The organism is Streptococcus sp. KHUD_018 (assembly GCF_054861215.1).
The window spans coordinates 1,098,171-1,118,578 of the sequence record NZ_CM142176.1 but is presented as its reverse complement, the minus strand read 5'-3'; the positions used below and the strand labels follow the sequence as shown (position 1 = coordinate 1,118,578).

25 protein-coding genes are annotated in these 20,408 nt (G+C 39.5%); all 25 read left to right on the top strand.

The window, feature by feature from the left end; genetic code table 11:
* Nucleotides 1-121 precede the first annotated feature (121 nt).
* The 25 genes from ACVBD2_RS05715 to ACVBD2_RS05595 all read left to right on the top strand — a co-directional run bounded on the left by ACVBD2_RS05715 (nucleotide 122) and on the right by ACVBD2_RS05595 (nucleotide 20,397).
* The gene (locus tag ACVBD2_RS05715; protein WP_084948607.1) at nucleotides 122-607 is read left to right on the top strand and encodes a type VII secretion EssA family protein; all 486 of its coding nucleotides are present in this window, start codon (nucleotides 122-124) and stop codon (nucleotides 605-607) included.
* Entirely contained in the window at nucleotides 607-855 is a 249-nt protein-coding gene (locus ACVBD2_RS05710) for an EsaB/YukD family protein (RefSeq protein WP_084948606.1), read from the top strand. Before ACVBD2_RS05715 ends, ACVBD2_RS05710 begins: the two co-directional genes overlap by 1 nt.
* Nucleotides 852-2,042 (top strand): type VII secretion protein EssB, encoded by a 1,191-nt coding sequence (gene essB, locus ACVBD2_RS05705; RefSeq protein WP_084948604.1) that lies wholly within the window; start codon nucleotides 852-854, stop codon nucleotides 2,040-2,042. The genes ACVBD2_RS05710 and essB overlap by 4 nt, the downstream gene beginning before the upstream one ends.
* On the top strand, nucleotides 2,032-6,480 hold the full coding sequence (essC, locus tag ACVBD2_RS05700) for a type VII secretion protein EssC (protein ID WP_461685359.1): 4,449 nt from the start codon (nucleotides 2,032-2,034) through the stop codon (nucleotides 6,478-6,480). The genes essB and essC overlap by 11 nt, the downstream gene beginning before the upstream one ends.
* Nucleotides 6,481-6,586: 106 nt before the next feature.
* Nucleotides 6,587-6,988 (top strand): YwqH-like family protein, encoded by a 402-nt coding sequence (locus ACVBD2_RS05695; protein ID WP_461685358.1) that lies wholly within the window; start codon nucleotides 6,587-6,589, stop codon nucleotides 6,986-6,988.
* Nucleotide 6,989: 1 nt separating this feature from the next.
* Nucleotides 6,990-7,283: a penicillin-binding protein gene (locus tag ACVBD2_RS05690; RefSeq protein ID WP_461685357.1), complete on the top strand. Its 294-nt coding sequence runs from the start codon at nucleotides 6,990-6,992 to the stop codon at nucleotides 7,281-7,283.
* Nucleotides 7,280-7,936: a DUF4176 domain-containing protein gene (locus ACVBD2_RS05685; protein WP_461685356.1), complete on the top strand. Its 657-nt coding sequence runs from the start codon at nucleotides 7,280-7,282 to the stop codon at nucleotides 7,934-7,936. The genes ACVBD2_RS05690 and ACVBD2_RS05685 overlap by 4 nt, the downstream gene beginning before the upstream one ends.
* The gene (locus tag ACVBD2_RS05680) at nucleotides 7,920-9,305 is read left to right on the top strand and encodes a T7SS effector LXG polymorphic toxin (protein WP_461685355.1); all 1,386 of its coding nucleotides are present in this window, start codon (nucleotides 7,920-7,922) and stop codon (nucleotides 9,303-9,305) included. The genes ACVBD2_RS05685 and ACVBD2_RS05680 overlap by 17 nt, the downstream gene beginning before the upstream one ends.
* Before the next feature lie 6 nt (nucleotides 9,306-9,311).
* The gene (locus tag ACVBD2_RS05675; protein WP_461685354.1) at nucleotides 9,312-9,959 is read left to right on the top strand and encodes a hypothetical protein; all 648 of its coding nucleotides are present in this window, start codon (nucleotides 9,312-9,314) and stop codon (nucleotides 9,957-9,959) included.
* The gene (locus ACVBD2_RS05670) at nucleotides 9,960-10,268 is read left to right on the top strand and encodes a DUF4176 domain-containing protein (RefSeq protein WP_138100263.1); all 309 of its coding nucleotides are present in this window, start codon (nucleotides 9,960-9,962) and stop codon (nucleotides 10,266-10,268) included. It abuts the gene before it with no gap.
* 279 nt (nucleotides 10,269-10,547) lie between these two features.
* Nucleotides 10,548-11,129, top strand: a complete 582-nt coding sequence (locus ACVBD2_RS05665; RefSeq protein ID WP_461685353.1) for a hypothetical protein — start codon at nucleotides 10,548-10,550, stop codon at nucleotides 11,127-11,129.
* Nucleotides 11,122-11,418, top strand: a complete 297-nt coding sequence (locus tag ACVBD2_RS05660) for a DUF4176 domain-containing protein (protein WP_461685352.1) — start codon at nucleotides 11,122-11,124, stop codon at nucleotides 11,416-11,418. The genes ACVBD2_RS05665 and ACVBD2_RS05660 overlap by 8 nt, the downstream gene beginning before the upstream one ends.
* A gap of 32 nt (nucleotides 11,419-11,450) precedes the next feature.
* Complete coding sequence (locus tag ACVBD2_RS05655) at nucleotides 11,451-12,044, top strand: hypothetical protein (RefSeq protein WP_461685351.1); 594 nt, start codon at nucleotides 11,451-11,453, stop codon at nucleotides 12,042-12,044.
* Nucleotides 12,044-12,730, top strand: coding sequence for a hypothetical protein (locus ACVBD2_RS05650; protein WP_461685350.1), 687 nt, complete (start codon nucleotides 12,044-12,046; stop codon nucleotides 12,728-12,730). The genes ACVBD2_RS05655 and ACVBD2_RS05650 overlap by 1 nt, the downstream gene beginning before the upstream one ends.
* Nucleotide 12,731: 1 nt before the next feature.
* On the top strand, nucleotides 12,732-13,025 hold the full coding sequence (locus ACVBD2_RS05645) for a DUF4176 domain-containing protein (RefSeq protein ID WP_084948591.1): 294 nt from the start codon (nucleotides 12,732-12,734) through the stop codon (nucleotides 13,023-13,025).
* 227 nt (nucleotides 13,026-13,252) lie between these two features.
* Nucleotides 13,253-13,681, top strand: coding sequence for a DUF5082 domain-containing protein (locus tag ACVBD2_RS05640; RefSeq protein ID WP_070842359.1), 429 nt, complete (start codon nucleotides 13,253-13,255; stop codon nucleotides 13,679-13,681).
* Nucleotides 13,682-13,693: 12 nt separating this feature from the next.
* Entirely contained in the window at nucleotides 13,694-13,987 is a 294-nt protein-coding gene (locus ACVBD2_RS05635) for a hypothetical protein (protein ID WP_000357787.1), read from the top strand.
* A complete protein-coding gene (locus ACVBD2_RS05630) occupies nucleotides 13,987-14,691 on the top strand; it encodes a DUF4176 domain-containing protein (RefSeq protein WP_084948586.1) in 705 nt (234 codons plus the stop codon). The genes ACVBD2_RS05635 and ACVBD2_RS05630 overlap by 1 nt, the downstream gene beginning before the upstream one ends.
* On the top strand, nucleotides 14,691-16,667 hold the full coding sequence (locus ACVBD2_RS05625) for a T7SS effector LXG polymorphic toxin (protein WP_461685349.1): 1,977 nt from the start codon (nucleotides 14,691-14,693) through the stop codon (nucleotides 16,665-16,667). Before ACVBD2_RS05630 ends, ACVBD2_RS05625 begins: the two co-directional genes overlap by 1 nt.
* Nucleotides 16,668-16,680: 13 nt before the next feature.
* A complete protein-coding gene (locus ACVBD2_RS05620; RefSeq protein WP_461685348.1) occupies nucleotides 16,681-17,223 on the top strand; it encodes an ankyrin repeat domain-containing protein in 543 nt (180 codons plus the stop codon).
* Entirely contained in the window at nucleotides 17,210-17,545 is a 336-nt protein-coding gene (locus tag ACVBD2_RS05615) for a DUF2185 domain-containing protein (protein WP_461685347.1), read from the top strand. The genes ACVBD2_RS05620 and ACVBD2_RS05615 overlap by 14 nt, the downstream gene beginning before the upstream one ends.
* 178 nt (nucleotides 17,546-17,723) lie before the next feature.
* On the top strand, nucleotides 17,724-18,245 hold the full coding sequence (locus ACVBD2_RS05610; RefSeq protein WP_461685346.1) for an HNH endonuclease: 522 nt from the start codon (nucleotides 17,724-17,726) through the stop codon (nucleotides 18,243-18,245).
* 2 nt (nucleotides 18,246-18,247) lie between these two features.
* A complete protein-coding gene (locus tag ACVBD2_RS05605) occupies nucleotides 18,248-18,703 on the top strand; it encodes an SMI1/KNR4 family protein (protein WP_461685345.1) in 456 nt (151 codons plus the stop codon).
* Nucleotides 18,704-18,754: 51 nt separating this feature from the next.
* Nucleotides 18,755-19,987, top strand: a complete 1,233-nt coding sequence (locus ACVBD2_RS05600; protein WP_461685344.1) for a hypothetical protein — start codon at nucleotides 18,755-18,757, stop codon at nucleotides 19,985-19,987.
* Nucleotides 19,969-20,397, top strand: a complete 429-nt coding sequence (locus tag ACVBD2_RS05595) for a hypothetical protein (protein ID WP_004263618.1) — start codon at nucleotides 19,969-19,971, stop codon at nucleotides 20,395-20,397. The genes ACVBD2_RS05600 and ACVBD2_RS05595 overlap by 19 nt, the downstream gene beginning before the upstream one ends.
* Nucleotides 20,398-20,408 lie beyond the last annotated feature (11 nt).

Genomic DNA, 20,408 nt, shown 5'->3' with positions numbered 1-20,408 from the left:
AGAAATTATAGAGCCAGAAATAATCAAGGTAAGGATCCGTAAGGATCCTTTTTGTTTTCTTGTGAGATGGTGTGATTTGTAGTATAATAAAGTTATCTTTACCAAGTGGGGAAGGAGATTTATGAAGAAGGTTCAAGTCATTTTTAGTCTATTATTGTTGTGTCTTTTTCTTAACTCAGGTGATGTCCGAGCAGATGATGGAAGTCTTGAAATTAATAATCAAACCATCCATGATCAAGGGAACAGTCCTCAGACTACTAAGTCTAAGAATATTCCTGAATTATTTTTAGAAGATAGTGTGAAGAAAGAAAAACAGCTACAAAAAGCACAGCAAGAGAATGTTCATCAAGCGCAGTCCTCTCTTTTTACCGGGACTAAAGATACTAATAGTTTTCAGAGTCAGGATAAGGTGACGCGTGGCTTGTTTCAAGCAGATTATAGAGCAGATGAAGCAATTTTGACTGGAGAGAGCACCTCTAACACTTCGCTACCTACTTGGCTATCTATTTTAGGATTTGGAATAGGTCTACTTGGAGTGACCTATCTAGGTGTTTGGCTAGGTAGGAAGTACTCAAAAGTGCTTCGTTTTAAGAAGGAGAGTGTGTGATGAAGACAATTACGGTTGGTATAAAATGGAGAGACCAAATATATGATTTGAAACTTCCAACGCAGGTTTCATTCAAGAGAGTAAAAGAGCTGATATGTGAGTCATTTTCAATGATGAACCAAGAGCTACCAAGTCACTTTGATCTTCAAGTGACTAATAAATCAATTGCCTTTTATGATGATGACCAGATAGCGGACTTTCCTTTAGGAAACGGAGATCAATTAGAAATTGTAGGGAGAAAGAAATGAAAGTACAAGAGACAAGTATCCAATCCAAGTGGTCGAAAGAGGCTGGTGAACTAGAGATTAAGTTATCCGCTAATCAATTTCAACTGAATCGGATGAAGCAGTATCGATTCTTTTTAGAAAGCACGGCACATTTAGCTCAAGGAGCAGTGAAAGAAGAGGCAGAAGAGGTCGTTCGTCTTTCTTACCAAATTCCAGCAGGTTATCAGTCGATTCGAGAAGCTGTTGAAAATAAAGAAATCTTAGAACGCCTTCATCTTTTTCAAAAGTTACAATTCTTAAAAGAAACTGTCGATCAGCCTATGAAACCCTTTATTCACCCAGATAATCTGTTTGTGAGCGGGGAAAGTGTCCTTTTAGGACATAGAGGGATGACAGATAGTGTGGTTCCTTTTTCGCTCATGAAAGAGGACTTGTTAAAGCAATATAAGGCTTTAGCTGTGTTCATTTTACAACCTAAGCTCAACTTTGAAGAGTTAATTGATAGTCTTACGACGGTAAAAAATGCTTTTGCGGAAACTCTTTTTAAAGCGGAGACTTTTGATGAAGTAGACCATCTCATTAGTGAGCAGGCTCGTATCCAAGAAGAGAAGCGTCAAAAGGAAAAACTGTTTGTCTCGAAAAGGAACTATCAATTGTTTAAATGGGGTTCTTTAGGACTCGCAATTGTAACAGTTGCGATGGGGATTGCAACAGGTATTTATGCTTTTTATGTGGTGCCTAAGCAGGATAAAATCATTCAGGCTGAGACGAGTTACATTGCTAAGGATTATACGGCAGTGGTAGAAGGTCTTAAGTCAGAAGCTCCAAATAGTCTTCCGAAGGGAGTCCAGTATACACTTGCGGCTAGCTCGTTAGAGTTAGACAATCTGACTCAAGAACAAAAGGAAGCTGTATCTAGAAACTTGTCACAGAAATCTAGTGAGAATACTCTTTCTTATTGGATCTATATCGGCCGTGGAGAACTTGAAAAAGCACTTGATATTGCTCAAAATATTGGGGACATTCAGTATATTCTTCATGCTTATACAAAGCTCTATGATCAGGTCAATACAGACAGTACGATGAGCGGAGCGAAAAAGCGAGAACTCCTTGAAAAGTATCAAAAAGAAATTGATAAGTTACAGGAACAATTAAACGGAAGTTCAAAGGCAAATAGTACATCAAAGGAGACTAAAAATGGCAACTAAGGGCAAACAAGCGACTTGGAGTCAAAAGCTGTCAGATGAAGAGGTTCTTTGGCATGTGTTTTCGTTTAAAGAATGCTTTGAGTACAAAGAGTTGACCGAAAGGGCCTCCTCAATCAATATTGGAGAAAGTCATATCTCAATTACTGAAAGTGGTCTTGAAAAGGACGGAATCCCTTGGGCTGGTCAGGAGGAGGAAAGTCTGGTAGCCATTCCACATGAACAGATTCAGATCCATTCCTTTACCTATCCTAAGCAGGACTTACTCTTTTCTAAGGAGAAGAAAGCAGATGTTTGCCTTGAAAGTCAAGCTCTCCTTTACCTGAAGGTTAAGGAGAATACCTATCATCTCTCTGGATCATCTAATGGAGCTAAGGTTTATCTAAATGGACAAATTCTAGAGGAAGTTGATGCCTCTATTCAGGTAGGAGATGTTTTGGTGGTGGACTGCTTTCTTTTCTCATTTCGAGAACATCAGATCCATTTCCTGCCCTTGAGCAGACAGCACACTATCCAATCTGATCATTTGTTTGAAGAACCTTATAAAGCTGAGTTTCCACATGAGTTTCCTAATTATCGTAGAAGTCCACGCATTTATCTAAAAGAGCCTGAGGATAAGGTGGAAATCAATTCACCAGCACCAGAAGAAAAACTTAGACGTGGTGAGCTATGGCGTGCGATCGTACCGCCTGTTGGAATGGTGGTGATTAGCGGAGCCTCTAGTGTCTTTATGCAGGGAAATGCCTTGCTTATGATGGGAATGGCCAGTGCCAGTCTCTTGACAGCTGGATTTTCAGTATCGAGCTATTTTACCAATAAAAAGGAAGTCAAAGAGAAGAATCAGAAAAGAAACGATGATTATCAAGAGTATCTCTTAGAGACAGGAAGCCAATTGAGTCGTCTAAAGACGGAACAAAAGAAAGCCTTGACATATAATTTTCCATCGGTTGATGAATTAGTGGATTTAGTAGAAAGTTACAACCCACGGATTTATGAGAAGATGGTGACAAATGATGACTTTCTAAAGGTTCATTTGGGAACTGGAACGATTGATTCTAGTTATTCCTTACGTTTTCAACCAACCAATCGCAAGGAAGACTGGAGCCGCTTTGTCGAGAAAAAACTGGTACAACCTCATATAAAATTAGAGGATGCGCCTATTGTCCTCTCTCTACGTGATCAGGCTTTGGGATTAGCGGGAGTAGCTCCTGTCTTACGAGTAGCAGTTCAAACGCTATTGTTTCAGATTGCGGCGCTTCATTCCTATCATGATGTAGAGTTTGTGACCTTGGTCTCCCAAGAGGAATACGAGAATCACTGGCGAGAATGGCGCTGGTTGCCTCATGCGCAAATGCGGAGTCTCAATCTACGGGGACTTATTCATGATGACCAGACTAGGGACATGATCTTGACCTCTTTTTACCAGATGTTAGTCAAGCGTCGTCAGGTCGTTCGGGAACAAAAGCAGGAGCAAATCTTCTCGCCGCACTATGTCTTGACGATTTTGGATGAGTCATGGCTGTCAGGACATGGGCTCAATGAATTTCTGGCAGAGGATATGACCCAATATGGGGTGACGGTTATCTGGGGTAAGGAAAGCCTCAATATGTTGCCTGAGACGGTGACGGCAGTGGTTGATTATCAAAATGGAGAAACAGCCAAGCTCGTCAATAATCATCATATCTATGTCAACCAAGACTTTAAGCCTAATCGTCTGCCTCAAAATGGAAAACTTGAAGAAGCGATTTACCGTTTGGCCAATCTCAATCATATCGAAGTGGAGAAAAACTCGATTCCAGATACGATTTCCTTTATGGAACTCTACGGTGTTAAGCAGGTTGAGGAATTGGATGTGGAGAAACGCTGGCAGGCGGCGGATGCATCTAAGTCTCTCGCTGTACCTCTAGGTGTTCGAGGGAAGGATGATATTGTGCTGCTCAACCTTCATGAGCGTGCCCATGGTCCACACGGACTAGTTGCAGGGACTACCGGCTCTGGTAAGTCTGAGATTGTGCAGAGCTATATTCTGTCTCTAGCTGTTAACTTTGCGCCAGAAGATGTTGGATTTCTTCCGATTGACTTCAAAGGGGGAGGAATGGCCAATCTCTTTGCCAAGCTGCCTCACTTGATGGGTGCTATTACCAACTTGGATGGAGCTGGGACGGTTCGTGCGCTGAAGAGTATTCGTGCGGAACTTCAAAAGCGTCAGCGTCTCTTTGGGAAATTCGGTGTCAACCATATCAATGGCTACACCAAGCTCTATAAAAAAGGAAAGGCACTTAGCGATCCAGAGGAGAAAAAGACCTATCCGACAGAGCCTTTACCTCATCTTTTCCTGATCTCAGATGAGTTTGCGGAGTTGAAGCAAAATGAACCAGAGTTTATGGCAGAACTCGTCTCCACGGCACGTATCGGACGTTCCCTAGGGGTTCACCTGATCCTTGCGACTCAAAAGCCATCTGGAGTGGTGGATGAGCAGATCTGGTCTAATTCTCGCTTTAAGCTGGCGCTCAAGGTTGCCGATCCTTCAGACTCAAATGAGATTATCAAAACCCCAGATGCGGCTAGTATCACTCAGCCTGGTCGTGCTTATCTTCAGGTCGGAAACAATGAAATCTATGAACTCTTTCAGTCAGCATGGAGTGGAGCGGATTATCAGCCTTATAGTGATGAAGGTAATCAAGTAGATGAACGGATTTGGTTAGTGAATCAACTAGGGCAGAGCGAACTCTTGATTGACGGAAATGACGGGGATTACTCGGTTGAAGAGACACAAGAGCAGGAGACAGAGCTTGAAGCTGTGATTGATTATATCAATAAGGAAACGGAGCGTCTGCAAGTCATCCTCCCTGAAAAGCCATGGTTACCACCTCTTGGAGAGGAGCTAGTAGGAGCGGCAATTGACCGTCAAGCAGAGTGGACAACCCCACGTCAACTCTCCATTCCACTAGGCATGCTGGATCTGCCAAGTGCTCAAAAGCAGGAGGTCTACCACTTTGATATTGAGGAGTTGGGCAATACCGTCTTATATGGGTCCCCAGGCTTTGGAAAATCAACAGCTCTTCAAACTATCCTCATGAATCTGGCTCGTAGAAATACGCCTGAGCAAGTTCAGTTTAACCTTTTTGATTTTGGGACGAATGGTCTCTTACCAATTAGAGAGTTGCCACACGTGGCGGATCTGGTTCGACTAGATGAGGAAGAAAAGCTCCTCAAGTATCTGAAACGTCTGGATAGTCTTATGAAAGAGCGAAAAGCCCTCTTTACAGAGGCTGGGGTGTCTAGTCTGTCACAGTATGAGCAAAAGACAGGTCAAGCTCTCCCTGTTCTTCTCAACTTCTTTGATGGCTATGACTCAGTACGGGAAAGCCCATTAGAGGAGATCATCGAGTCAGCTGTCAACCAGCTCCTACGTGAGGGAACTAGTCTGGGTATTTATACTCTGATAACCGTACTCAGCGCTAGTAGCTTGCGATTACGGATGAGCTCGACGATTCCCAATGCTTTGAGCTTTTACTTAGTAGAAGAAGGAGCGCTTCGGACGGTTATGGGACGTGATGCCCTGCCAGGTCAGGAAATTGTCGGCCGTGCTCAGGTGACACAGGAAGAGGTTCTAGAGTTACAAGTCTATCTGCCGATAGAAGGAAAAGACGATATCGACCGTCTTTCTCACTTAACAGCAGAAATCCAATCGATGAATCAAGACTGGCAAGGCTTACGTCCAGAAGCAGTACCTATGTTGCCAAGTAAGATTTCTACGAGTTTCTTTGAAGATCACGAGGAAGTCCAGGATATGTGGCAAAGAGGCGAGTTGCCAATTGGTTTTGACAAAGAAAGTACACACCCGGTTGGCTTTGTGCCAAAACGAGACGGCTACTTTGAGCTTCTCTATGATACCATGCAGCAGCTAGAATATGGCGAAGCAGCGCTTCTGACCGGCTTAGAAAAAGTGCCTAGTCACATTAAAAAGTTCTTGGTGGATCCAACAGGAAACTACCATCAGTCGGAAGGGCTGTTCGACGAAGTATTTGTGGGCGAGGAGATCCCTGGTTTCTTTATGGATATGCAGTCTGAAGTGGATGCGCGCACGCCAGCTGATTTGGATTATCCTATCTACATCTTGATTCCAGAAGCACAAGCCCTCAGCAAGCTCATGAATCTTAAGATGACAGAAGATGCCTTTAAGGCTCTCCTGCACAAGGGAGGGACAGTTGGGCTCCACTTCATCTTTATGGGTGAGTTGCGTCAAATTGTTAATGGTTATATGGAAGTGGATAAGATTCTAAAGGTCAATGTGCCTGCAGGCTGTATTGGTATTCGTTTCCAAGACCAGAATGTTGTATCCATTAAGAGCAGCTTTACAGAGTCTGTTGTCGGAGTGGATGAGTACAACTACTTCACTAGCCGGGATGGTTATCGTATTAAACTTATCAGTGAATAAAAGCGAGTCATTTGGCTTGCTTTTATTTTTAGGGTACTTTCCCAATCCTTATGGTAAAACATCAGAATTTTTGATATAATTAGAGAAAAAATGGAGGAGTTTATTTATGGGACGATACGATAGTGCTATTGCGAATTGTCATGCGCAAATTCGTTGGATCCGTTTGGATATACGTACTTATGAGGATAAGATAAGACGGTTGGAATCTGCGAATGATCGTATTCAGAGTCAGATGGATGTTGTTAGTAAAAACAAGACTTCTGCGAGTGATTTGAATAAGCACTCTACAACTGATTTTCAAGGGACTCGTCGGGAAGATTTTGATAAAACGTTAGCAGGAATTTCCGATGCGATTACAACTTGGTTGACAGATACAGAAATGAATCGTAAGAGTATTCGCTTTAAAATATCAGAATATAATGGGAATATTGAAGATTGCCAGAAAAAAATTAATAGTCTAAATAGCCAGATTGAATACTATCATCGCTTGAATTGGGAGGAGGACTAGTATGTCAGGTCAAGCAGAAATATATGTTCAAACAGAAGAATGGGCTGGACAGGTCGGACATTATCATTCGGATGTTGCCTCTGTTCGTCCACTATCTACTCTCCCTTTTTCCTATACAGATTTGTCTCCTTTTAAGAACTTTAATCAAGCCATTCAGAATTTAAATACATCTGTCATAAAATATCGAACTTATGTGAATTCTCAATCCTCTAATATGCTTAGGGTTTCTGAGAATAAGTTGTTGGATGATCGTTCAGGAGCCGATGGATTTCAAGATGGGATTAGATTAAAATGAAGACAGCAGAACAAATTTGGAAAGAGTATTGTGACGGTAATACGGCATTTCCCACTACAGATTTTTTACATCAGATAGCTTTTATTTTAAAAAATCGTCCAGAGGTATTGGGCGCAATCGTAAAAGCTTTTTTGGATAAAAAGCCAAACTATATTTATCATCCGCGGATTGGCGCTGATATTGAAGTGACTTTTTTACCGAAAGAAGTGTATATTTGTCGGAACGAGACAGATATTATGCTAGCTAAAAGTGAATTTGTCCATTTTCTAGATGGGGTTGATAAGGTTTATAGTGACATTCTTCCCTTGGGCACATTGGTTGAGATTGATAAGGAGCAGCTATCTCAAGAGTTAGTAGTGTCACTTTTAGGAGATGAGGCACTTTATGTCATGATTATGGGGCGAAAAGTCGTTTTCGACGGAGCTTATGTGGATTATTTAGCACAGTTCTGGCCACTTGGTCTTCAAGCAGAGCTTCCACCGATGGCGATTCATAAGACCATGATCAAACGAATTATCGCTCAGGGTTATGCGGAATCAGAAAAAGAAAGTTCCTATGTGGGTCAATTACGGGAAATATTGATGAAAACAGCTATTCCTTCCCACTTTTATCTACGATTACAGGAGGAGTTAGACGATGAAAATCAAGCGTAATGAGTTGGAAAGTTTAAAGAATTTTCTCTATAAACAGACCCAAGCTTTCGAGGCTGATTTGGCTGAGGCACAGTCGACTGCGCAGAGTCTTGCCTCCAGCCAAGCGCTGCGTGGTGATGTCAAGACTGCGATTAACCATGAGTTGAACTATTACAACCTTCCCCTTCTTCAGGGCTATGTGGATTATTCTAATCTGCTTTATACTGAGTTTGACAATCTGATTTCTGACTTTGAATCAACAGTCGGTGAGAAAAGCGCAACAGCTGTCATCAACAGTGAGGCCTTAACTAGCTTGAAGCAGAGTGTGGATGGTCTCCATTCCTCCATTGTCCGGGATATGGATGCGACGAATAAGTATTATACGGAAATTTCTGACTTGATCTTACTGAAAGCTCCCAGCAAGGATAAGCTAGATCGGGCTATTGAGGCGTCGAAACAGTCGCTTTCCGAGACGGAGAAGCGCCTGGCTGCCTTCAATGGCAAGCAGATCACAAGTGAGTTAGATGCGATTTTAAACAATCAAAATAAGGGCTTAACGAAGGTGAGTGGGACGGTTACCATGGGCAGCCCTTATCGTAATCCTGAAGCGCTTGATATCTATCGTAATCCTCATTTCAAGAAGGCGGCAAATCGTTATCACCAGAAAGTGGATAGCCTAGCAAGGGCTTACTTCCAGAAGAATCATCCAGGCGTTGCATTTGATAAGGACAAGGCAGGGATTGAGGAATTGCAGGCTCTGGCGAGGGAGGTGACCGAGAAAACAGTTACTACCGGAGATAAGAGTGATGAACGATATTTGGAACATCTAGAAAAATTTAAAAATTCAATAAGTTTTATTAGTTATGGTATTACAGGACATTTAGCTAGTAGGGAAGCTATTGCAAGTTATCATAAGATTAAGAATGGTACATGGTATGGCAAAAGAGTAAAAAGTACAACTTCTGGATATAAAACATGGAAACAAGTCAATGGAGATGTGAGTCGCTATAAAGCTGTTCAGAATGCAAAACGATTGGATGAATTAGCTAATGGTACAGGTACTGTTGTACGAGGAACAGGTATAAAAGGTGTAGCTAAAAGCGTAGGTATTCTAGGAGGAAGTCTGGCTGTACTGGATGGTGGTTTAACTTATCTTGAAAGAAAAGATGAGTATGGTGAAACAAGTGCTACTATAGATGGTGTCGCACATACGACAACATCTATAGGGGCTATTTATGTAGGAGCTGCAGTGGGAAATTTTATTCCAGTTCCCGTAGTTGGGGCATTAGCAGGAGCGGCAACTGGATATCTGGTTGGTGGAATTGCAAATACTCTTTATGATGGATTTGCTCACGGGAAATGGAATTGGGATAATTTTAAACTTTGGTAATTTAAAATGTTTAGAAAAATTATTTATATTGGGGAATTTAATAATCAAGCCATATACTTTGATACAGAAGAGCAGGTACCGTTAGCGGCATCTAAAAGCTCACTGTTGAATACACAAAACTCCAAATATAGTTGGAAATATATTGTTTGTATCATTTTGATTCTTATCTTGATTCGTATAATGTACAGAATTTTTCCGATTTTGGATCCTTTTCATGAAAAGTATAGTGTAGCAACTATAGTTTATTTGATAATAGTTTGGGTGGGAGCTGGAGTTGGTTTTCCAATCATAATGGAGAGAATTTTATATAAAAACATAAAGTCCGTTACTCCGACTACAAAGCAGGCTTTTAGAGGAGCCTTGTATGGGAATATCATTTGGAATAATTTTAGCAACAAGAAAATAACTAAAAGCAAGAAATTATGGGCTTGGATAGTGACTCTTTGCATTGTATTTTTTTCTATAGCGAGTTTAATTGTTGGGGCTTTTGTATTTAACATGATTGGCAAAACTATAGGTAGTGAAATTATTGCAATAAGTCTCTTGGGGTTGTTACCGGGAATGAGTGTTTTTCTACTTTGGCAAAATAATATCATTCGTTGGATGCGTATTGTTGAAAACTATCAAAAAAGAAAGATAAAATGGAGTAATTAAATGAATCAAAAAATATTACCGCTTGGGAGTGTTGTGTGTCTGAAAAATGGTGATGGGACACAGTTGTTAATTATTGCAAGAGGCAGTATTGTAAAACAAGGATGGAGAAAAGAAGTATATTTTGACTATGGAGCTGTGTTGATACCACAAGGTATGTCCAATCCGGAAAATGTTTATTTCTTTAACCATGAAAATATTAAAGAAATTATTTTTAAGGGTTTTGTAAATGAAGATGAGATTGAATTTGCAAATCATTATGATAAGTTGATAGAACAGTCGAATTTGATTAAGGGAAGTGTGGAAGAATGAATTAGCTTATAAATCTAGATGATGCACCGCTTTATGTGAAGATGCCTTTAAGGTTCTCCTGTTTTTTGAATTACTCAAATTCCTAAACGAAAATTAGTGCTTCAAACCTTATTAGATAGACATCTAAAAAGTAAATTTTAAGAAAATCAATATCTTTTTATACTAGCGTAAAATTATTATAGTGTAGAGGGAGTTTTACAGTATGAATTTATTGCGACATAGGAAAGACGGTCAATGATGCTGGAAAAAATATCGGCGATGCTTTTACAGGAATGATGAGTGGTTTTGGAAGTGCATTTGGGTGAGATGATGAAAGATAATTATAAAATTATTCCTGTAGGAATCTATCGAAAGCAACCTGTTTTTTATGATAAAAGCAGTCAAAAATTACTACTCAGGATAGATAAAAAAGAAAGCAGCTGTAGTCAATCTTTCTTAGTGGTGATTATACTGTTTATGTTGCCAATAGTTAGATGGTTAAATCAATATTTATTTATAAATATTTTATTATTTAATATCTTAATACTGATATTTGGGACAATTGCAGTTTTTTCTGTTTCGCGAATCTACGTTAAAGAGTTGTATAGAGGGATAGAATTATCTGATTTATACCTGTCGAGAGAATTATATGGTATATTTCTTCATCAAGAAAAAAGAAATTCTAAGATTGCGATTATAACTATCATATCTTTATTTCTAATAGTTACAATTTCTGCTATTCTATATTTACTGACATCAATCTTTTTATTCTTATTTGTTTCCGTCGGTTTACTTTTTCCTTTTTGTTTATTCTTAAATACAAAAACGAGAGAACGATATATTATTTTAAATCAATTGATAAAGGAGTTAGAGAATGAGTAATTACTTGACTATTGGAAGTGTTGTTCAACTACAGAACGGTAATACTAAAGTGATGATTATAAATCGGTTTCCACTTCACAATAATCGAGGAACGATTGGATATTTTGACTATTCAGCTTGTCTTTATCCTTCTGGAAATACGGATAATCAAGTTTATTTCTTCAATCATGGAAATATTGACAAGATTTGGTTTGAGGGATATATTGATGAAGCAGAGGAACAGTTGCAGGAGAAATATATAGTAGAGAAAAAGAATATCTCATATCCAAGATTGACACTTGAGCTTTAGTAGTATCGATCAAGAGTAGCCTTACGGAGGCCATGGTTGGAAGCGAATTTTCTAAAGAAACTATAGGAGCTTTTTTGGATCATGTTAAAGGGAAAGTTATTGAGGAATCTAAAAATATAGGTCGTTCACTGGCGGCGACTTTGCAACCGCGTGATGCCGCAGGAAGATTTATAAAAGATAGTTCAAAAATGAGAAATTGGATAACTAGCACGCTGAAAAAAATACCGAATTCTACCAGTAAAGTTCTTGGAAATGTTGCTAAATGGGGTGGAAGAGGACTTGTTGGTCTAGGAATGTGTTCAGAAGGAAGTGACCATTATAAAGAATACCATAATGTTGGTAGAGCAGTTAGTTATGGCTTAACGGCTGGAACAGCTGGCTGGGTAGCCGGTCTTGCTGTGGGTTCAGCTTTAGCTGGAGCTCCAGTTGTTGTTGGTCTAGTTGGAGCTGTAGCAGTGGGGGCAGCTGTTTCTGTAGGTGTAAAAGCTCTGTATAAAAATGTGAAACCATTTAGAGCTGTAGTTGATGGTGCAGGAGATCTTTTAAACGGAATAGGAAAAGGAATATCTAATATCGGAAAATCATTTAGCAATCCACTCAAAGCAATTAAAGGAGTTTTTGGATAATGGAGAAAAAAGCTAACTATGTAGCCCGTGTAGTGGGGCGGCTGGATAACCGTTATTATCTAATAGAAGTCCATAACCGTCTTTATGTAATAGATTATTTTAATCCAAAGGACATCCGAAATTATTTGTGGAGATTTAATGCGTATAATAATACGGAATACTTAATTTATGATGTGACGGAACAAGTTGAACAGTATGAAGTAAAGCCATTTAATATATGGTTAGAAAATTTTAGGAAAGTATTTGATATTGTGTCTATTGCTTTGGTATTTTGGCTCTTATTCTTTCCTCCAAAATTCGCAAATAATCCCATGATTTTTTCTTCATGGCGAATTATTCTTATTTTATTTTTTATCGGAGCTTTGCTAATTTTTCTAGTTTTAAATTTAGGAATGGATAAAACTCTTAAATTTAATTTTCAGGATGCATTATTATTACGAGCTACAATAAAAGAAAATAAGAAAGGATCTAATTCCTCATTTTTTAAGGTTATTCAACATTTAATAACTTTTATATTGCTTTTCTCAGGGTGTCTTTTCATTGGGATTTTCAATTCAAATTATCTCACTCTGCTATTATTTACCTTTATTGGAGGTTATTCAATTTTATTTATCTATGCTATATCAATACAATATAATTTAAATCGTTTTAAATTTCATATTATTAAAAATACACAGGAGGCATAAAATGTTATTACCATTAGGAAGTATTGTTTACCTAGCAGATGGTAACCAGAAAGTTGTGATTATTGGTCGTGGAATGATTGTTAATCAGGAGGGGGCAGATGTTGTTTTTGACTATACAGGCTCTGTTTTTCCAGATGGTCTCAATCCAGAAGAGATTTATTATTTTAACGAAGAAGATATTGACGAAGTCATATTTGAAGGTTACCGTAACGATGAGGAAGAACGCTATGCAAAGCTTTATCTACAGTGGTTGGAGGAAAACAAGGAGAAAGTGGTAAAAGGAAGAACGAAATAGTATCATTTTTATACTATTATTTTTACCAGAGTAGCTTCACAGAGTTCGTTGTCGGAGTCGATGAGTACAACTACTTCACCAGCCGAGATGGTTATCGCATCAAACTTATCAGTGAATGAAAGCGAGTCATTTGACTTACTTTTATTTTTCATTCTCCTTATGGTAAAACATCAGAATTTTTGATATAATTCTATTAACTGTAAGGTTTAGTCAAAAGAGGTATAAAGATGAGTGATTTTGAAGAAAAGCGGCTTGCTAGTAATGCTTATAATCGGGCGCAAGCGAGTCGTTATGAAAGTTTGGCGAATCAGTACCAGAAAGCATACGATAAGAAAAAAGCAGAGATTGAGAAGTTAGAATCTGCTAGAAAAGAACTTTCTAAGCAAATTCAATCCTATAGTGAGTTCCGCAATACAGTTTCTCAATACTCTACAACTATTTCTACAGATACCTTTAAAGGGACAAGACGTGATACATTTGATAAGACTTTATCGAAAATTGCGACGACGATGAATACGCATCAAAATGAGCATGAAATGAATTTGGCGAAGTTGGATGCAGAGATCGCAAAGCGAAAATTGGAGCTAGGCGATTTAGGTGGTGCTATTGGAAGTGCTTGGAATGCGGTTGAAAGCTTCTTGGCAGCTATTTTTTAGGGAGTAGGATAGATGGATAAAATAGGAATCAGTTCGGCTTCTTGGCAACGTGTTGTTACCTCAGCACGGACTAAGGTCGCATCTGTATCAGACATTCAAGTGACAAAGATTGGAAAAACTACCTTGAATCGGATGAAATCTTTTGAGACCCTTCAAGAACAAGCGAAAAAAATTCTGAGTGATTATAAGGATTTTGAAATGGAGCGTACTTCTCAAATGATTACGGTTGGTGAGAAGATTGTGGCTGATGATAAAGCCATGGCCGGTCAGTTTGATAAGAATACAGCCAATGTGAGGTTTAAGTAATGGTTCAATACGATAAGAATAAGATTTTTACAAGTATTATTACTAGTCGTACGAGAGAGACATTCGAAGTAGATGATACTTTAATTCAACTTGGTCAACAATTAGGAATGCGTCCGCAGATATTAAAGGGACTCTATAAGGCTCTGAGAAAATTAGAGGATGTCTATGAGTATGTGCCAAGTTTTGGTGCAACTTTTACTTGTCATTTTGATTATGAAAAGCAGGAAGCTCAGATCCATTATAATCAACTAGATCAACTATTTTCCATCACGGATTTACAGGATTTCATGGGGATTGTGGACAGTGTCTACAGTCCTATTTATCCTTTAGGTTCTGTTGTTGAGCTAGATTTGGAGTTATTGCCAGAAGAACTCCAGAAGAGCTTAGCGGAGGGACCAGGACCACTCGTTACGATTTCAGGCCGCAAGATGCCTCTTCAAGAAGGATTTGATGACTATGTAGTGGATTATCTGGCTCGCATCTGGCCTTTGGGTGAGATGCCTGGAATGGACGCTTTTTTCGTTAGTAACATGATGATTGAGCGACTTCGTTTTGAAGGTTACAGTGACGATTGGGAAAGTCAGTTCACAGAGGATGTTTTACGTGCGACACAGCTCTCCCAGCAACAAGTCTCGACTGCCTTTATGCGCAGTGAGGATTTTGTTCGGTATTATGAGCCGTATTTAAACACGGAGGAAGGCTAATGGGATTTTATGTAGATATTGCGGAGCTTCAGAAAGCCCAAGAGGCCTATATGAAGATGGTCGCAACTGCTCAGAGTCAGTTGGATACCGCTAAAAATGGGATGAATGCCATCATCACCAGTAATTCCATGCATGGAGAAGTTGGGAAAGCAATTACGAATGAAATCAATAATGTTCATAACCCCGTGATTGTTGGCTTAAAGAATGGCTTAGAATTTCTAGGTTCTGAGTTTTCCAAGACGATCACGGATTTTCAGAATCTTGTTGGCGAAACCTCTGCAACGGCAGTTTTAGCAGAAGAAACTTTGGATGATGCGGTCAAGAAGCTAAATGAAGCCGATGAGAAACACAAGGTCATGGATACTAACTTCAAGAGTATCTATGATGGGATTTCGAGTCTCTATCACCTGAGTGCTCCCTTAAGCAGCACCTTCTATACTAATACCCAGACAGCTCGGAAGTATGTTCAGGATACGAAGAATAAGGTCAATGCCTTTGATAAGATGACGACAACCAGCAGTACGGAACAGCTTTTTAGTGCTTTAAGTAGCCAGATGGCGGCTGCTGGAAGAGTGAAGAGTCTGAGTTATAGTGATCCTGTTTTAACTAACTTTGTGGCGCATGAAGATCTCGGTAAAGCGATTTATGAGATGGATCAGCAGTATGCGAAAGCCAAGGCAGAAGCGATTGAGGCTGCTAAACGCAAGGCAGAACAAGAAGCCGCTGAGCGAGAAGCCTCTTATCGCCGTCATCACCCCATCCAAGCTTGGCTGAAGGATCGCTCGAATGAGATTGGCTCCTGGTGGAGCGATGTCGTTGAGGGCACACGAAATCTACCGCTTCCTCAATGGATGAAGGATTCCCTCCTGTTTGCGGAAGGATTTATTGGTGCAGCTGGAAGTATGGTTTCAGAGACTGCCATCGGAGCTGTAGATTTGACTCAGATCATTGGTATTGCCAGTATTGATGGCGTCAATCGCTTAACAGGAGGTCAAACTCCAGAGTGGATGAAGCGGGACTTGCAAGGAACGGCAGATAACCTGTCTAGCCTTGCGGAGTTAGGAGTAGGAACTTACACTGCTCTGACGGATCCAGGAGCGGCTCAGCGTGGCCAGGATCCCAATGCCAGCTATGCGGATAAGGCCGCTTATCGTGCTCAGGAGACAGGAAAAGCCCTCTGGGATAAGGTCACCCATATGGATGCCTATGATGCAGGAGGCTTGACCTTTGAGATTGCCAGTCTTTTTGTCGGTCCAGCAGCTGTAGGTAAGATGGCTAAGGGGACCAAGTTAGGAGCTAAGACAGCTGAGATGATTAGCTTAGCCAAGAACAGTACCAAGGCAAGAATTCTCGCAAATGTCGAAAAATGGGGATCAAAGGTTGACAATATCCTAGCGAAGAGCAATAATGTCATTGGGAAATTTGGGGAGAAATTATTAGATACCCGAATCCCAGTCGGTATCCGTAAAGATGCAGTTGCCTTTGCGGGTGGTATGGGAACCATGCCTACTTTCAGCGCTGAGAGTAAGACACTACGTGAGGTTATGCACTTCTCAAGCAAACATGCGGATGATGTGACTAAGGAAAAAAGGTTCTTTCAAGACATGGCTGAAATGTCTAATAGTGCAGAACCATTATATAATGCACCTTATATTAAAAATGGGAAACCTAATGGTAGACCAGGGCCCACAGGAAAGAAGAAGCTTGAATTTGAAAAAGCTGTTTATGATGCTCAGGTTGATCCAGATGGTATATTACGAGATTTAAATACTGGTGAAATTATTGAGTGGAAGCCAGGACAACCTAGAAAAGGAGCTGTGGATTTTGGACATGAAAAAGGCAAAATCTATAAAGAAATGTTTGAAAAATATAAAAACAGAGAGATAACACTAGATGAACTTAAAGAATTTCAGTCTAATCCAGATAATTTTAGATTAGAAACACCTTCAGTAAATAGAAGTCATAAGTACGAGTAAGGAGATAGGTGATATGGAATCAAAAGCAGTATTTGAAGCTACACAGATAGGTGATTTTAAATTACTGAAAGATTTATATAGCGGTAGTATAAATCAGGTAAATAAGGAACAATTGAATCTTTTATCGGTTGTTCTCACTAATAGTGATAAAATTGATGACAGAATTAAGATAGTCAACTTCTTGATTGATAGAGGTATAGATATAAACTATCAAGATAGAGATGGCAGAACAGCATTACATAATTTTTTTCAATTTAAAGCAAATTGGAGACCGAATGTAGATTACGCAGTAAATGTAATAACTAAGTTAATTGAAGCGGGTATAGATATTAATGCAATTGATAAATATGGATCAGTAGCATTAATTTATTCTTTAACTGTTTTAAAATTAACAACGCAAGATGCATATCCTATTTATGAATTATTGCTAAAACATAACGCAGATTATACCCTAAAAAATGATGCGGGGAAATCTGCGTTAGACTATGCTAAAGAGTTATCTTGGAGAAATGATTTTTTAAATATTGTGGAGAAGTGTGAGAATGAAAGTAAGTGATAATTATGGAGGATTTGTCTTATCAAGGAATGTAAAAAAAGGATTACCTATTGCGTATACTTACAGAGAAAAATCTCAACTGTTACAATTAAATGGGTGGACCATTTATTCTAGTTGCGATGATGAAGAATACGTAAACAATCCCCAAAATTTTGAAATTGTATCAGCACAAACCATGTTTTCCATTGCGCCCGTAATGGAAGAAATCTTTGAAGCGAAGTATGGGACGAATTTAGCGTGGTTATATGAGGAGGGGGTTCATGTTGGTTTCTATGATTTGAATGAAGAAAAAGAGGTAACAATATCTGAAATTTTAGATTAGTCATGTATAGTATTATTATGAAGGAGTCCTATTTATGAGTGATAAATTCCTTGAATCAGTTATTGAAAAAACTTTTTATAATGAGCTATTTAGTAAGTTGAAATCTCACATCTACCTTCATAGAAATGTAAGGACTGTCCCTAATTAAGGAGTAGATGCAGTTGCCTTTGCGGGAGGTATGGGAGCCATGCCTACTTTCAGCGCTGAGAGTAAGACACTACGTGATGTGATGCACCTCTCAAGCAAACATGCGGATGATGTGGCGCGAGGTGTAAGTGGTTCTGGGAAATCCACAGCGACTTTTAAAGGTGAACTTACTGCAGAGAATATAACAAAAGAATTATTACAAACTAAACCTAAAAACTCTCCGACAACACAAAAATGGTTGGATAAAGGAGGGAAAATTGAAATACTTGAAGATGGAACATGGGCATATACAAATTCTGAGGGTATCACAATAAAATATATTGATGGATTTCCTGATTTTAAAAATGGTATTCCACCACAAGTTAAAAAAGAGTTTGTGATAGAAGGTGGTTTTGAGGGAAGGTCGAAAGACTTTTCCAAGGCAGGAGATGCAGGTATTGGTAATACTTGGCATCATCACCAGGATGGAAAAACGTTGCAAGCGGTTGATAGGGATACACACAGGCAATTTACTCATCGAGGTGGTATATCAATTATGAAAGGAAATAAATAAAAATGACAATGAAGCTTGATAGGTTTGGATTTGCCAATGAAGAAGCAATTTCAATATTAGAAAATAAATTTGAAGTAGTTTTACCAGAAGATTATAAAAGATTTTTATTACAAGAAAATGGTGGTAGAAATACAGCTTATAGATATAAAAATTTAGTAAGAATTTCTCAAATTAGTGAAGAAATTAATATTGATGTAATGTTCGGTGTTGAAACGAATATGAAAAATGCAGATATCGAACAGTGGACTAGTGAGTATCGGGATGATTTATTCCCAAATTCAATCATTATTGGGGATACTATTCAACATGGCTTCATAGTGTTCTGGCTTAGTAATGATGAAAATAGGGGAATTTATTACTATGATGATACATATGAATTTGAATCATCTACTGATGATGTGAATGCTTATTTTTTGGCAAACTCATTTAGTGAGTTTTTAAGTATGGTAGAAAATTAGTGAATAATTATCTGCGTGATAGCTTTTTGTAGTATACTTTTAGGTTAGAAAATGCCAGAGTGGATGAAGCGGGACTTGCAAGGAACGGCAGATAACCTGTCTAGCCTTGCGGAGTTAGGAGTAGGAACTTACACTGCTCTGACGGATCCAGGAGCGGCTCAGCGTGGCCAGGATCCCAATGCCAGCTATGCGGATAAGGCAGCTTATCGTGCTCAAGAGACAGGGAAAGCCCTCTGGGATAAGGTCACCCATATGGATGCCTATGATGCAGGAGGTCTGACCTTTGAGATTGCCAGTCTTTTTCTCGGCCCAGCAGCTGTAGGGAAGATGGCTAAGGGTACGAAGTTAGGAGCTAAGGCAGCTGAGATGATTCAGTTAGCCAAGAACAGTACCAAAGCAAGAGTTCTCGCAAATGTCGAAAAATGGGGATCAAAGGTTGACAATATCCTAGCGAAGAGCAATAATGTCATTGGGAAATTTGGCGAAAAATTATTAGACACCCGAATCCCAGTTGGCATTCGTAAAGAGGCAGTTGCCTTTGCGGGAGGTATGGGAACCATGCCTACCTTCAGCGTTGAGAGTAAGACTCTGCGTGAGGTGATGCGCTTCTCTAGTAAACATGTGGATGATGTGGTGGAGAGTGGAGCAAAGGCGAGAACTTTCATTGACGGTATGTCGGCAGGGGACGCTCAACGTTATAGCCAGTGGAACAAGTATGCGGAGGCCGGCCTTAGTCCAGAAGACCGCGTGAGAGTGTTGGAAATCTCGGAAAAGGCACCTAAGGTTGAGTATCAGCCAGATTACTCACCAGATAGAATACTGGGAACTCCAAAAAATGATCGTCCTAGTGTGGAAAATACTTATAGTCCAGACTATATTGAGGCTCATAGACAACAATTTGAGAATGGTGCTACTAGATTTCAAAAATTTAAGCCAGATCCTAATTATCAAGAAGGAATTATTGGAGGTAAAGATGGCACAAGTTTTTGGTTGAGTAAAGACCATGCGGATGTTATTCAAGATGTCGCCAAAGGTGATAATCGCCTCTATGAAACCTTACTGGGCTTTGACGAAGGGTACTTAGGTGACAATCCACTTTATCGCTTGGATGTAGCACCGGAAGTTGTCTCTGAAAAAGGGATCTCAATCCCAAGTGGTAGGGAAGACGGTGCGAATGGTTGGTGGCGACCAGGGGGAAGAACCTATCCAGGAGACATGCCGGAGGGTGTCATGGACGGTATCAGTATAAAGGAAGGAGATGTCACATGGAACGCAGTAAATTAACATGGGAAGAAGTTATCAAGTTTGAGGAAATAAAAGGCTACGGTCAACAGATTTGGAGGCATAATGGCCAGTATTATCTTGTCGCAGATGAAGGAGGTATTGCGGAACAACGAGTGGTGTATGAGTTGCCTCTAGAGCTGTTTCAGTTGCTTGATAGTGGGACAAAAACTATGGTTGATATTCATTATAAGCTACAAAATGATGAATGGCCTTCAACCGAAGAAGAAAGAAAGGCCAGTGAAAAAAAATGGATTGAGGAGGGACTTACCCCTCTTATAGCTAATCCTAAAAGTAGAGAATACTTTACTCAAGAAGAACTCGAAAAATTAATCCCTCTAGCAGAACAAAAATGGATTGATTGGAAGGGTAAACTCCCAGATAACTACGTGTCACCGCTAGATAAAGATTAACCATTTCGCTT

Coding starts and splice junctions, on each gene's coding strand:
- ACVBD2_RS05660 (WP_461685352.1), top strand. CDS start 11,122: ATGAGTAATTACTTGACTATTGGAAGTGTTGTTCAACTACAGAACGGT.
- ACVBD2_RS05620 (WP_461685348.1), top strand. CDS start 16,681: ATGGAATCAAAAGCAGTATTTGAAGCTACACAGATAGGTGATTTTAAA.
- ACVBD2_RS05690 (WP_461685357.1), top strand. CDS start 6,990: ATGTCAGGTCAAGCAGAAATATATGTTCAAACAGAAGAATGGGCTGGA.
- ACVBD2_RS05650 (WP_461685350.1), top strand. CDS start 12,044: ATGGAGAAAAAAGCTAACTATGTAGCCCGTGTAGTGGGGCGGCTGGAT.
- ACVBD2_RS05625 (WP_461685349.1), top strand. CDS start 14,691: ATGGGATTTTATGTAGATATTGCGGAGCTTCAGAAAGCCCAAGAGGCC.
- ACVBD2_RS05630 (WP_084948586.1), top strand. CDS start 13,987: ATGGTTCAATACGATAAGAATAAGATTTTTACAAGTATTATTACTAGT.
- ACVBD2_RS05610 (WP_461685346.1), top strand. CDS start 17,724: ATGGGAGCCATGCCTACTTTCAGCGCTGAGAGTAAGACACTACGTGAT.
- ACVBD2_RS05680 (WP_461685355.1), top strand. CDS start 7,920: ATGAAAATCAAGCGTAATGAGTTGGAAAGTTTAAAGAATTTTCTCTAT.
- essC (WP_461685359.1), top strand. CDS start 2,032: ATGGCAACTAAGGGCAAACAAGCGACTTGGAGTCAAAAGCTGTCAGAT.
- ACVBD2_RS05695 (WP_461685358.1), top strand. CDS start 6,587: ATGGGACGATACGATAGTGCTATTGCGAATTGTCATGCGCAAATTCGT.
- ACVBD2_RS05595 (WP_004263618.1), top strand. CDS start 19,969: ATGGAACGCAGTAAATTAACATGGGAAGAAGTTATCAAGTTTGAGGAA.
- ACVBD2_RS05685 (WP_461685356.1), top strand. CDS start 7,280: ATGAAGACAGCAGAACAAATTTGGAAAGAGTATTGTGACGGTAATACG.
- ACVBD2_RS05675 (WP_461685354.1), top strand. CDS start 9,312: ATGTTTAGAAAAATTATTTATATTGGGGAATTTAATAATCAAGCCATA.
- ACVBD2_RS05600 (WP_461685344.1), top strand. CDS start 18,755: ATGCCAGAGTGGATGAAGCGGGACTTGCAAGGAACGGCAGATAACCTG.
- ACVBD2_RS05655 (WP_461685351.1), top strand. CDS start 11,451: ATGGTTGGAAGCGAATTTTCTAAAGAAACTATAGGAGCTTTTTTGGAT.
- ACVBD2_RS05645 (WP_084948591.1), top strand. CDS start 12,732: ATGTTATTACCATTAGGAAGTATTGTTTACCTAGCAGATGGTAACCAG.
- ACVBD2_RS05640 (WP_070842359.1), top strand. CDS start 13,253: ATGAGTGATTTTGAAGAAAAGCGGCTTGCTAGTAATGCTTATAATCGG.
- ACVBD2_RS05715 (WP_084948607.1), top strand. CDS start 122: ATGAAGAAGGTTCAAGTCATTTTTAGTCTATTATTGTTGTGTCTTTTT.
- ACVBD2_RS05635 (WP_000357787.1), top strand. CDS start 13,694: ATGGATAAAATAGGAATCAGTTCGGCTTCTTGGCAACGTGTTGTTACC.
- ACVBD2_RS05615 (WP_461685347.1), top strand. CDS start 17,210: ATGAAAGTAAGTGATAATTATGGAGGATTTGTCTTATCAAGGAATGTA.
- ACVBD2_RS05670 (WP_138100263.1), top strand. CDS start 9,960: ATGAATCAAAAAATATTACCGCTTGGGAGTGTTGTGTGTCTGAAAAAT.
- ACVBD2_RS05710 (WP_084948606.1), top strand. CDS start 607: ATGAAGACAATTACGGTTGGTATAAAATGGAGAGACCAAATATATGAT.
- ACVBD2_RS05605 (WP_461685345.1), top strand. CDS start 18,248: ATGACAATGAAGCTTGATAGGTTTGGATTTGCCAATGAAGAAGCAATT.
- essB (WP_084948604.1), top strand. CDS start 852: ATGAAAGTACAAGAGACAAGTATCCAATCCAAGTGGTCGAAAGAGGCT.